The sequence below is a fragment of the Vibrio viridaestus genome, from assembly GCF_003856525.1.
In the GTDB taxonomy this organism is placed as follows: Bacteria; Pseudomonadota; Gammaproteobacteria; order Enterobacterales; family Vibrionaceae; genus Vibrio; species Vibrio viridaestus.
Genome location: NZ_RJVQ01000001.1, coordinates 379,487 through 391,245 on the forward strand (window position 1 = coordinate 379,487; position 11,759 = coordinate 391,245).

Genomic DNA, 11,759 nt, shown 5'->3' on the forward strand with positions numbered 1-11,759 from the left:
TTGATGGTTTAGCTCAATAAAATACATAATGAGTTAAGATAAGGTTAACGAGGTTATTTAAAATAGGGACTAACCACATGCCTATACAACCTCTAATACACAATAATATCATTAAGCACGCGGAACCATTAGGCTGTAAAAAAGAAGTTGAAAATCAAATTCTGCGAGTAAAAGATCAGCAACAAACCAAGAGCGAAAAAAAGCTCAAAGTTCTGATTCTGGGCTGCTCGAGTGGAATTGGTTTATCTGCACGTATTGCTCTTACATTTGGTAGCGCCAATGCTGACACAATTGGAGTGTCGCTCGACTCAACGCCTACCCCCCACAACACAGCGAATGCTGGCTACTATAATAATCAATGGTTTAAGCACTTTGCTGAATCAGATGGACATACCGCCGTTAATATTCAGGGCGATGTCTTTTCCAAACAGCTTAAAGAAGATGTTATCGAAGCAATTGAGACTTACTTCGAAGGCGAAGTTGATCTTATTGTTTACAGTATAGCGAGTAATAAACGACGTAAGCAGGATGGAAGTGAGTATTGGCATACAGTCATCAAACCTATGCAAAACGTTTTACACACTCAGATGATCGATATCGCGACCGACACAATGAGCACAGTAGAGATACCGCCAGCAAGCGAAGATGAAATCATCTCCACAAAGAAAGTTATGGGCGGTGAAGATTGGGCTGCTTGGGTTGAATGTCTCATTAATTCAGAATCAATTGCAGAAGGGTGTCAAACAGTTGCATTCTCTTATATTGGACCAGAACTGACTAATCCAATTTATCTCGACGGTACGCTAGGACATGCGAAGGTCGATTTACACCAAACGAGTCACAGTTTAAATATGGAACTGGCGAACTTTGGGGGGGCTGCCTATGCAGTTGTTTGTAAGGCCTTAGTGACAAGAGCCAGTATTGTTATTCCAGGATTACTCCCTTACCTGATATGCTTAGATGAAGCACTTGAGTCAAACGATCAAAATGAAGATACGCTAGATCAGATGCTGAGACTTTTCGAGCATAAATTATCCGATCCCGATAATATTATTGTTGATAGTGAGCGTCTTATCCGTTTGGACGACCGTGAAATGGATCCAATGATACAGGAAGCAGTCAGTGAAAAACTTGCGCTGTTAAATGAGAATAATTTCATTTTAAGCCCATCATATCACTCGATAAAATCTCGATTCTTAAAACTCAACGGATTTCAACAAAACGATTAAACGTTGAGATTACTGTCACTGTCGGTGGGTAGGATTTATGTTACCCACCCATCTCACATTTGAGACATTATTCATTTCATTACCTCTATCCATGATCTCATTTTTATGATGTTATATCTCTAATACAACGCGACATAAAAAGTAACGTAAACGCGTTGAGATACACCCGTTAGCAAAAAATTACTTTTCCAATAGGATATGTTTGTATATGCCAATTAGCAGGCTTCAAAAATCAAGCTTATTCTCAGACTTACTAAAAGACTGGGCAGGATCAGTAAAAGTATTCGAAGGTTTTTTACGGCAGGTACAACTCAATATCTGGCTCTACGACCAGAAACAACATCAATTTTCACAGCCACAGCTCAAGCAGAAAACACATATCATTCCATCAGCGAAGATAATGCAGATGTTAGACAAGCCTGAGATTATGTCATATGTCGAGCTGAAACCTGCTGACGACAGTCTATTGCCAGATAATTCCAATCAAGTTCAGATATATTGTCAAATGTTGGTTGATCATTCCTACGAGCTTCCTATTGGGCTGGTAACGGCGGCCTTACCGCAAGGTGTTGTACTCGGTGAACAAGAGAAGCTATTGATAAAAGAGTTTGCTAAAAAAATTGAATTGCAAATATTGAGTAGCTTTCGTCTTTTCGAGCAGAACAAACACGAACTCATTGAGAAAGAACTGAGATTTCACAAGTATCATGATTTTGGTACAGGATTTCTTAACCGCTTCGCTCTGGAAAGAGAACTCGATGAAGCACTTGCTATCTCACCAAATCACGTCGCTATTATCTATGTCGGTTTTGAAAATGCAAAAAACCTACAAAGCCAATTTAACTTGTATGAATGGGAGAATGTTCTCAAGTCTTTTGCAGAAAAACTATCCTCAACGCTAAAAAAAGACAGCATCGAAATAGCTCGACCCAATGCGACCGATATTGTGTTCTTACTGCGTTCTAAAAATCTTAGAGAAGAAGTGGAAGATCTCTGTGATGACGTGGCTGCTGTCAGTAAATCCATATTCAGCATAAATAACCAAACCGTACACTTGCATACTCATATTGGTGTAGCTTTTGGCCTCGGAACCACAAGCGTCTCAGGACTGATTAATCAAGCGTCTTCAGCAATGCTCAATAGCCGTGATACAGGGCAAAAATACAGCGTACATTCAAATTCCGTAGCTGAAGCGCAAACACGGATTCAGCATCTAGAGAGCTACTTACTTAAAGCGGTGAGAAATGGCGACTTAATGTTGTATTTCCAACCCAAAGTTAATCCAATAACAAAGCGCTGGCTGGCAGCTGAAGCTTTGTTACGCTGGCGTCACCCGTTATTAGGTGAGATATCAAGTGAAACACTGGTAAAGCTTGCTGAAAAAAATGGTCTTATTTTTGAAGTAGGTAGTTTTGTCCTAAAAACAGCCATTGAAAAAGCGGCAGCATGGAAAAAATACGCTCCAAATTTCAAGGTTGCGGTTAACGTATCGGCTAAGCAACTAAAAGATGTACGATTTGTTCAACAAGTTGAAGAGCTGCTACATGAACACAACCTTTCTCCGCACAGTCTCGAGATTGAAGTTACCGAAAGTGGCCTGATCACTGATGAAGAAGTCGCCAATGAGATCCTTCTCGTTCTGCATAAGCTTGGTATTACGTTATCTTTAGATGATTTTGGTACTGGGTACGCATCATTCAACTACTTGAAAAAATTTCCTTTCGACTGCATCAAAATAGATAAAAGTTTTATGCAAACAATCGAAGATAACCGTCAAGATCAAGACATCGTTAAATCCATTATTCAGGTGGCGAAGAAGCTTGATCTGCAGGTAATTATTGAGGGAGTTGAAACTGTTTCTCAGGAAAGGTTTATCATCGACGAAGGATGCGACTACGGACAGGGATATTTATATGGAAAACCAATGCCTGCCCATATTTTTGAGGAGCAGTTGCGTAAACAGCTTATCGAACTGGACTATCAATAGTAAGCAGATAGCCCCATTCTCATTCTCTTCTAGCTTCAGTCGCTGACTCGAAGTAAATTCCATGCTTCGCATAGCACTCGAAAAGTTTCACTATTCCCGCCAGATCGGTCAGGATGCCATTTTAAGGCGAGCTTTCGCCAGCGTTTACGAATTTCTTCACTAGTTGCCTGACTGTCCAATTCAAAAAGCTCAAGGGCGCGCTTACGGTCAATGCTCAATTCAGCTCCCGAGCTACCGACATAGCGTTGATAATGTTTCCAGAACTCGTTGAGTAGCCGTTTCACCTCACCTTCAGTTGCGTCGTAGTTCTGCCACTCCAAATAGTATTCTCTCAATGGGTCATGTGTATCGATATCCGTTCTGGAGCTGTGCACTGAGCCAAATAGCTGGATATTCATGGCTTCCACTTGTAACCAGTATTCAGGAATTAAAATTTCCTGAAGTTGATACAAGCCATTCATAATTAGGAAGTTACGCTTAAAAACATCTTTTTCCGGAATCTCATCCAATGTAGAGACATAACCTAATTCGTGTAAACGCTGAGATAATGTATGGACTTTCCAAGCATCTCTAGTTGATTTGAGCACTTCGAATATGGGCCAAATTAACGGGTTATCAAAGGAGGATGTGTCTGAATAAACAATTGCATTATCCTGCATATTTCTGTTCCATTAGAAAATGATGTCCTAATACCTATTGAAAACCAAGTTGAACTAAATGTCGAATCAGAACGTTCTTTACCCCCTACCAGTTCACAGATTTGCAAAGTAAAAAAAGCAAATGACATGAACCAGACTGCCAATCGATTCTCTAAATACTCCTTATTAAAACGAAAATTCATCTAGATAACGCAGAAGTTTCATTATTTTGTCACAATTTTATTGATTAGCCTTCTTGATTTTTTTAAAATCTCAAAATACATCCTGCTTTAAGAATATTATGCTTGCTGATACTTGTAACAAAATAATTGAAAGTAATGCATCTGGTGTCATTAAAATTAATGAAGACCAGAGTACTTACTGGCTGAAGATCTCTGGTGAAGACAAAAATAATTTCGTCCGGAAGGTATCTGCACAGCTAGCAAAAATAAAAATGTTTTCATTTTTTGAAACTAAAGCAGTCATGAGCAGTTTTGAACGATTCGAGCACGAAAAAGCGGTTCTTCGCTATTTAAGCGAGATGAATGTTAACGTTCCCCATATTGCTTATGAGGGTCCTGGCTTTTTTGTGACGTCTGACGAAGGTAAGCCCTTAAATACGATACAACAATCTCGTATCGGTCAAACTGAACTAAACGAACTATTTACTATGTTCTCTCGTCTTCATGCTAACAACGTTGCGCACGGTAGACCCGCACTGCGCGATATTGTCATTAATGATGAGAACAATTTGAGCCTACTGGATTTCGAAGAGTCGATTCTCAATGCAACATCACAACAAATGGCGCGTGATATGTACATGTTGCTTATGGATTTGTGCCGCTTGCAACACATAACTTCTGAGCAGAAATCTGAAGCGTTACTCATCTGGAAAGAAAATGTTTCTGAGAATGTTTGGTCAGAATTATTGAAAATAAATCGATTTCTTAAACACTTTTCCTTTCTGGCGAGAACAGTATTATTGTTCAAGAAGAAGAATAAGCTGAGTCAACAGATTCTCTCCACGATTAAATTGCTCGATAACTTTGAATAAACTTGAAAGACATAATAAAAGGAAGCCTATGCTTCCTTTTTTATTTTCTATCTACTGAGCTCATTAATTCAGAGTCACTTCCTTTATCCAATTCAAATAAGGAGTGAAACCGTTGCTCACATCGATACTTAAAATTTCGGGTACTTCGTAATTATGCAGTTCGTTTATCTTGGCTTCTATCTGCTGATAAAGCGATTCCTGTGACTTGATAATCAAACGAAACTCTTTGCTTTCACATACCTTACCATCCCAGAAATAGTGGCTTACAATAGGTTCAACTTGAACACAAGCTGCCAATTTTTCAGAGAGTAGCTCTTCAATGATTCTATCGCTGACAACTTTCTGATCCGTCGTAGTCATAACTACAATATATTTATCTGAAGACATCTATATCAACCTATAATCTATATTTCAGACATAAAAATACCGCCTCCTATCGGTTAGCGGTATTTCATTAGCTTCTCAAAACTTGTTAGATTATAAACGCTCTACACATTCTCTAGCAATGACCAATTCTTCGTTAGTTGGTATCACCATCGCGACAGCATTGAGCATATCCGATTTTGCGATAGTACCTGATTTACCCAAGCATGCGGCTTCGTTTGCTTCTCGGTCTTCAACGAACCCCACAGCAGACAGATAATTTAGAATCTCGCGGCGAATCGGTAGTGAATTTTCACCAATACCACCCGTAAACACGACAGCATCCAGATTGCCTACAGCCATCAAGTAACCACCGATATATTTCGCGACACGATAGGTAAAGACTTCGAAAGCCAACTTAGCACTCTCATTACCCTCTTCCATGGCCTGTAAAACACCGCGTGCATCAGATGTGATTCCGGAAACACCAAGGAAACCGGATTTTTTATACAAGGTTTCAAAAACTAGCTCTTGTGACCACCCTTTCTTAAGAAGAAATTCGATAATACCAGGGTCGATATCACCAGAGCGTGTTCCCATCATTAATCCAGCTTGAGGAGTGAAACCCATCGAAGTGTCGACACTCTTTCCATCTTTAATTGCACACACAGAAGCACCGTTTCCAAGATGGACGGTAATCAGGTTCGTTTCGTTGATGTCTTTTTTGAGAGCATCGGCAGCTTGACGACTAACATAAAAATGACTTGTACCGTGGAAACCATAACGACGAATAGCGTATTTGTCGTAAAGCTCTGTTGGGATTGCGCCTGTATAGGCTTTCTTTGGCATTGTTTGATGGAATGCCGTATCGAATACAGCAAACTGCGGAAGCGCTGGGAACGCCTTCATAGCCGCTCTTATACCCTTCGCGTGAGCGATATTATGCAGTGGAGCCAAATCGGCAAGTTGTTCGATCTCATCAACCACTTTTTCATCTATTCTGGCAGTGGAAGTGAACTTTTCTCCACCATGAACGATACGATGCCCTACAGCGATAACATCGTTAGTGAGTCCCAGAGAATCTACGAGTGTAACAATTCTGTCTACAGCATGCTGATGATGGTTATCGGGTGCAGCGATCGACTCTTCTGTTTTTTCACCTTGATATTTCCAACTGATTACTGCTTCAGGTAATCCAAAGCACTCACCCAAGCCACTGACAATTGCAGCGCCGGTCACCGAATCGATCACGGCGAATTTAAGGGAAGAACTCCCTGAATTGATTACTAAGACGTAACTGTTTGACATGGGATGGCATCCTGTTCTTGTTTAGATTTATGACTAATAATCGTCCTTGAATCCATTATTCAATAATTTTTTAACTTTTCAACTTTGTTTTAGTATTTTGCGTGCTATTCAACATTTTTTATTGATCTTGAACAAAAGTTTAGTTGGTTCAACAATTTTGGTAGGAAATAAGGCTTGATTCTCAACAAAAGTTGAATAATGGCAAGAATGGCGTATTCGCAGTTGATGATGGTGGTCAAATTCTGTCCATGCAGAATAAGCTTCCACATGAACAGTTATGATGGTTTAAGTAAGGGCTATTTAGTGTAGTAAAGACACATCCGATTCCCATCCAGTTCAATCACATTAAATGGGGTTTCATAGATATCACTCAGAACAGCAGAATCTACCACTTCCTCAACGCTACCTGCGATAGCAAGCTTTCCCTTTTTCAAAGCGACGATGTAATCCGAATAGCAAGATGCGAAGTTAATATCATGAATCACTACAACTACAGCTTTACCAAGCTCATGAGCCAACCTTTTTACCGTTTCCATTATTTGCAGTGAGTGCTTTATATCCAAGTTATTCAACGGCTCATCTAAAAAGATATAATCCGTATCCTGGGCAATAACCATCGCAATAAACGCCAGTTGCCTTTGACCACCACTCAATTGATCAAGATACTTATCTTGGATCTCAAGGATATTAAGATATTCGAGTGAGCGTTGAATCATGATATCGTCATCGGCCGTAAGCTTCCCTTTTGAGTAAGGAAATCGGCCAAATGATACTAATTCTCTTACTGTGAAACGCATCGATAGCGAATTAGCTTGCCTCAATACTGACAACTTTTTCGCTAACGCTTTGGTATCCCATTCGACCAGCTCCTTACCATCAATCCAGACTTCTCCCTGGTCGCGATTGAGTAATCGACAAGCCATAGACAATAAAGTACTTTTACCTGCGCCATTCGGGCCAATAATCGATGTTACTTTGCCTTTCTCAAAGTGAGTTGACGCATTATCAACAACAGTTTGTGTACCAAATAGCTTCGTTAAATTGGATACTTTGATCATCTTTACACCACTTTATTTCTTACGAGTAGAGTTAAGAAATAAATTCCACCAATAAAGTTAATTACAACACTCAGTGTCGTTTCGAAATTAAGGAACTTCTCAATCACCCATTGTCCACTCAGTAGTGCACAAACAGCCATCGCAGAACACCCCGTAAGCAGGACGCTATGTCGATAAGTTCTGAACCACTCACGGGTTAAATTCGTGACCAGAATACCGAAAAATAGAATCGGGCCAACAAGCGCCGTTGAAATCGATATCAGAATCGCACTCAACAAAAGTGTATTGCGAGTCACTTTAGCTACGTCCACGCCCAAACTTGTCGCATTATCATGGTCGAGCCAAAAGACATCGAGAGTTCGATGCATCAGATAAAGGACAAATGAAACCAGTAAAAGCAATGGTGTCACGGTATATACAAGACTGACGTTCGCATTATTAAAGCTCGCAAAAAGGTTTGCCTGAGCTGAAGCAAAGTCATTAGGATCCATCAGCATAACCATAAAATTCGCCATATTGTTGAATACCTGCCCTATCACAACACCAAGCAGTAGTAACGTAATGAGATTCCCTTTGCCTTTCCTGAAGTAAAAGGTAAATAACAAGAAGGAGAACCCAAGCATAACGACAGAAGATAGCGTGAAGTTCCAATACACATTCACGACAAAACTGCTTAATCCACCAAATACCATAACAATAAAAATCTGGATAAATTGGTAGAGGAAATCGAATCCCATAACACTCGGTGTCAGAATGCGATTATGCGTAATGGTTTGAAACGCTAAGGACGACTGAGCAAGTGCAATACCTGCAATAATAATCGCCAGTACTTTGGGAACGCGTCTTGATAAGAAATATTCGTAGTTATCAGCGGTTAACCCAACACCAATAAACAGTGACATTACCACAATGGAAATAACGACCAATAAGATGATCTTAGATTTATCGTTCATGCAAACGTCCCTTAATGACAAATAGAACGAATAGCACTCCGCCTAGAATATTGATTATAAAAGAGATAGGCATTTCATACGGGAAGATTATTAAGCGTCCAACGAGATCGCAGCACAGCACCAGTAACGCTCCAGAGATAGCTGTAATCGGGATATTTTTCCGTAGATTGTCGCCGCAAAAAAAAGAAATCAAGTTGGGCACAATTAAACCTAAGAAAGGCAGCTGACCAACGATCATAACGACGGTAGCGGTCATAATTGAAACCAAAACCACACCAATAATAACGACTTGATTGTAATTTAGGCCTAAATTAACAGCAAAATCCTTACCCATACCTGCGGCAGAGATTCGGGTCGCGTACAGATAGCTGAAGATAACAATCGGTATCGCGATGTACAGTAACTCGTAATTACCTTCTAGAATGGTAGAAAAGTTGGCCACCGTCCAGCTCTGCAAGTTCTGTACTACATCAAAGCGATAAGCGAGGAAAAATGCCATCGACTGGACGATATTACCAAAAATAATACCCACTAAAGGCACAAAAATTGCGTTTTTAAACTGAATATTCTGAATGAAAAAAACAAACATCAGAGTTCCAGTAATAGAGGTAACAAAGATAAGCCAAATGGAGTGTCCTGACCCAAAAAAGATCAGACTTAGCACATAACCAAACATGGCACTCTCTATCGTCCCTGACGTAGAAGGAGCGGCAAAGCGATTTTGACTGATTTGCTGCATTATCAAACCAGCAATACTCAAGCCTGCTCCAGCCATAAGAATAGAGATCAATCTGGGCAATCGACTCGCAACTAAAAGATTCCAGGCTTGAGGATCACCCGAGTAGAGAGTAAAAACGGACATCGGTCCGACCCCGACAAAGAGCGAGATCAGACCTAACGTAACGAGGATAAAAGTTAAAATTTTCAAAAGAACGACTCAGAAAAAACTAGTTTATGTGGACAACTTTCTTCACGTCTTGGATCATTTGCTCTGTGGAATGAACACCAGCAATAGAAACGTACCAAGCGTTTACATCAAGATAAATCATATGGTTGTCTTTATAGGCGTTAGTCGATTGAACCAAAGCATTATTAAAGTCGTCTTTGGTATGGCTCTTACCTTTATTAACCAGTTTATCCTTATCCACAATGAACAAAACTTCTGGATTCTTTTCTTGGATAAATTCAAACGAAATCAGGTTGCCGTGAGGGCCAGCCTGTTTGCTGTGATAAAGTTCTTTGAAACCAAAGTCATCATAGATTGATGAAAAACGAGACTTTTCACCAAACGATGATATTTTTCCACCCACAGACATTACTGTCATTGCTGGCGTCGAGTGCTTTTCGTTATAAGCGCGAATCTGTTTGAATTCACTGTCTACTTTGTCGATCTTGGCTTCTACTTTATCTTCAATATGGAAGATTTTACCTATATTCCGCCATTGCTCCTGAGTACTGGTCCAGTAACTTTCATCAGCATCATTTGAATAAACAACAGTTGGCGCTATTTTTGATAGTTCATCGTAACTTTTCGCATTACGTGGGCCGATAATAATCAAGTCTGGTTTTTGATTGTAAATACTCTCGAAATCAGGCTCAAATAAGGAGCCTGCTGAAGGGTATTTATCTGACTCATATTTTTTTAGGTAATCAGGTGTAGTGGGAAATTTAGTGACAGCAACTGGATTAATACCAAAACTATCTAATGCATCAAGAGGTCCAATTCCAAGAACAGCAACTCGTTGAGGGACATGATCTATTTTTGTATCCCCTAATTCATGGTGAATCGTCACTGTTTCAGCGAAAGCCGAGCCAGAAACTGCCATTGCGACAAGAAGCACACCAAGTTTAAATTTCATACCAAATCCCCATAAATTAATCTTTATGATATTCATTATCATTTCGCTTTCGAGCTAATATACCGTTAGTCGCATAGTTCAGCAACTCACGTTTATGGGAATTGGCAAAAAAACAGGGGTCTTTACAAGAATTTACAGTTGAATATAAAAACTCGGGTTACTTTCTAAAAATATCTTATAATCGTTTGATTTATATTCAGATAATTGTGACAAAAGATAACTTGCAGCCGATTCTTGTGAAACTGAAGGATCAACACATACAAGGTTCGAAACGAGTATTGAGTCTTCCTGGACAGTTACCATTGCAGCAAACACAGGCTGACTATTCCTAAATCCTAAGTACATTGAACATGGTTCTGAGTAAATAATCTGCGTAAAAAACTCAATGACTTTTTCTTGATCTGTGGTGAGCGGATACATTTTGCTTTGCAGCACAGCAAAATAGACCGTTAAACGATGGAAGTTTACAGGGAATACATCAAATAAGACCGTATCATTCATCGTTATCGGAGAATACTCGATAACATCACATAACTCACTGTGTGTTAGCTGAATCTGAAACCCTTCAACACTTTCTTTTGTTGGGTATTCAACTGTGATATGGCTGCGTAGCCATTCGTTCTTTGCTGTAACAATATCAGTGGCTTCGGTTGTCATGGAGTTCTCGTAAGATGAATAACGGCGTAAGGATATACCGCTCGAACAAGGGTTACAAGTTGTGAGCAAAGAACACCCTATATTTAAGACAGGAAGCAATTCACTGAAAAGCGTAATAAATTTATAGTATTATGCTGGTATAAATTTAAGCTCAGACGGAGACAATTATGCTTAAAAAGTTAGCTTTAGTTGCTGCACTTGCAACCGCTTTAACCGCTTGTGATAAGAATGAAGTCGGCGATGTAAGCCTTGGCGTATTTACAACTCAGGATATTAAAATCGATCTTTTGACCGATCCTATCGTTACTGGCGTAACATGCCATATTGCAAGCATAGAAGATAATCTTAGCTTAGCTGATCCTTCTGACTCATCAATCGCTTGTCGTCAAACGGGTGAGATAACGGCTGAAATGATAAAGAATATTGATAAATCTAGCTCTGGTGAAGTGGTATTTAAAAAGTCAAAAAGCGTCTTTTTCAAATCCATGAAAATTCGTCGTATATTCGATGCCAAAACTCAAACGTTAATGTATGTCGCCTACTCAACGAAAGAAACATCGGGCAGTTTTAAACATAGCCTTTCTACCGTTCCGCTGTGGGGAACTGCAGCGTACGTAAATAATGATGCAGCGCCTGAACAGTAACATATTCAT

General features: G+C 39.7%; 12 protein-coding genes. 4 read left to right on the forward strand and 8 right to left on the reverse strand.

From position 1 onward, the window contains the following. The first annotated feature begins 77 nt into the window (after positions 1-77). Together fabV and EES38_RS01790 are read left to right on the forward strand one after the other, a co-directional pair. The gene (fabV, locus tag EES38_RS01785; RefSeq protein ID WP_124935449.1) at positions 78-1,229 is read left to right on the forward strand and encodes an enoyl-[acyl-carrier-protein] reductase FabV; all 1,152 of its coding nucleotides are present in this window, start codon (positions 78-80) and stop codon (positions 1,227-1,229) included. Positions 1,230-1,437: 208 nt separating this feature from the next. After that, positions 1,438-3,216, forward strand: coding sequence for a putative bifunctional diguanylate cyclase/phosphodiesterase (locus EES38_RS01790; protein WP_124935450.1), 1,779 nt, complete (start codon positions 1,438-1,440; stop codon positions 3,214-3,216). A 35-nt stretch (positions 3,217-3,251) separates the two neighbouring features. Here the strand turns inward: EES38_RS01790 and EES38_RS01795 are convergent, their stop codons facing one another. Beyond that, the gene (locus EES38_RS01795; RefSeq protein ID WP_124935451.1) at positions 3,252-3,875 is read right to left on the reverse strand and encodes a DNA-J related domain-containing protein; all 624 of its coding nucleotides are present in this window, start codon (positions 3,873-3,875) and stop codon (positions 3,252-3,254) included. A gap of 280 nt (positions 3,876-4,155) precedes the next feature. On the opposite strand from EES38_RS01795, the gene EES38_RS01800 reads away from it, so the two are divergent. After that, positions 4,156-4,908 (forward strand): BUD32 family EKC/KEOPS complex subunit, encoded by a 753-nt coding sequence (locus EES38_RS01800; protein WP_124935452.1) that lies wholly within the window; start codon positions 4,156-4,158, stop codon positions 4,906-4,908. Positions 4,909-4,971: 63 nt separating this feature from the next. Here EES38_RS01800 and cutA read toward each other — a convergent pair whose 3' ends face one another. The 7 genes from cutA to EES38_RS01835 form a co-directional block, all read right to left on the reverse strand. Then, a complete protein-coding gene (gene cutA / locus EES38_RS01805) occupies positions 4,972-5,295 on the reverse strand; it encodes a divalent-cation tolerance protein CutA (protein ID WP_124935453.1) in 324 nt (107 codons plus the stop codon). A gap of 90 nt (positions 5,296-5,385) precedes the next feature. Next, a complete protein-coding gene (locus tag EES38_RS01810) occupies positions 5,386-6,579 on the reverse strand; it encodes an acetate/propionate family kinase (protein WP_124935454.1) in 1,194 nt (397 codons plus the stop codon). A 296-nt stretch (positions 6,580-6,875) separates the two neighbouring features. Beyond that, positions 6,876-7,637 carry an iron chelate ABC transporter ATP-binding protein VctC gene (gene vctC / locus EES38_RS01815; protein WP_124935455.1) on the reverse strand — a complete coding sequence of 254 codons (762 nt, stop codon included), beginning with the start codon at positions 7,635-7,637 and terminating at the stop codon, positions 6,876-6,878. A 2-nt stretch (positions 7,638-7,639) separates the two neighbouring features. Beyond that, entirely contained in the window at positions 7,640-8,590 is a 951-nt protein-coding gene (gene vctG / locus EES38_RS01820) for an iron chelate uptake ABC transporter permease subunit VctG (RefSeq protein WP_124935456.1), read from the reverse strand. After that, positions 8,580-9,518, reverse strand: a complete 939-nt coding sequence (locus EES38_RS01825) for an ABC transporter permease (RefSeq protein WP_124935457.1) — start codon at positions 9,516-9,518, stop codon at positions 8,580-8,582. The genes vctG and EES38_RS01825 overlap by 11 nt, the downstream gene beginning before the upstream one ends. 19 nt (positions 9,519-9,537) lie before the next feature. Beyond that, positions 9,538-10,449, reverse strand: a complete 912-nt coding sequence (locus EES38_RS01830; protein WP_124935458.1) for a siderophore ABC transporter substrate-binding protein — start codon at positions 10,447-10,449, stop codon at positions 9,538-9,540. 132 nt (positions 10,450-10,581) lie between these two features. Then, positions 10,582-11,106: a hypothetical protein gene (locus EES38_RS01835; protein ID WP_124935459.1), complete on the reverse strand. Its 525-nt coding sequence runs from the start codon at positions 11,104-11,106 to the stop codon at positions 10,582-10,584. 167 nt (positions 11,107-11,273) lie between these two features. Between EES38_RS01835 and EES38_RS01840 the strand changes: the two genes are divergently transcribed. Further along, positions 11,274-11,750: a CreA family protein gene (locus EES38_RS01840; RefSeq protein ID WP_124935460.1), complete on the forward strand. Its 477-nt coding sequence runs from the start codon at positions 11,274-11,276 to the stop codon at positions 11,748-11,750. Positions 11,751-11,759: the final 9 nt, after the last annotated feature.

Excerpts from the sequence above, each read along its gene's own strand:
- EES38_RS01810 (WP_124935454.1), bottom strand. The coding sequence starts at position 6,579 with ATGTCAAACAGTTACGTCTTAGTAATCAATTCAGGGAGTTCTTCCCTT.
- vctG (WP_124935456.1), bottom strand. The coding sequence starts at position 8,590 with ATGAACGATAAATCTAAGATCATCTTATTGGTCGTTATTTCCATTGTG.
- EES38_RS01840 (WP_124935460.1), top strand. The coding sequence starts at position 11,274 with ATGCTTAAAAAGTTAGCTTTAGTTGCTGCACTTGCAACCGCTTTAACC.
- EES38_RS01795 (WP_124935451.1), bottom strand. The coding sequence starts at position 3,875 with ATGCAGGATAATGCAATTGTTTATTCAGACACATCCTCCTTTGATAAC.
- EES38_RS01835 (WP_124935459.1), bottom strand. The coding sequence starts at position 11,106 with ATGACAACCGAAGCCACTGATATTGTTACAGCAAAGAACGAATGGCTA.
- vctC (WP_124935455.1), bottom strand. The coding sequence starts at position 7,637 with ATGATCAAAGTATCCAATTTAACGAAGCTATTTGGTACACAAACTGTT.
- fabV (WP_124935449.1), top strand. The coding sequence starts at position 78 with ATGCCTATACAACCTCTAATACACAATAATATCATTAAGCACGCGGAA.
- EES38_RS01830 (WP_124935458.1), bottom strand. The coding sequence starts at position 10,449 with ATGAAATTTAAACTTGGTGTGCTTCTTGTCGCAATGGCAGTTTCTGGC.
- cutA (WP_124935453.1), bottom strand. The coding sequence starts at position 5,295 with ATGTCTTCAGATAAATATATTGTAGTTATGACTACGACGGATCAGAAA.
- EES38_RS01800 (WP_124935452.1), top strand. The coding sequence starts at position 4,156 with ATGCTTGCTGATACTTGTAACAAAATAATTGAAAGTAATGCATCTGGT.
- EES38_RS01790 (WP_124935450.1), top strand. The coding sequence starts at position 1,438 with ATGCCAATTAGCAGGCTTCAAAAATCAAGCTTATTCTCAGACTTACTA.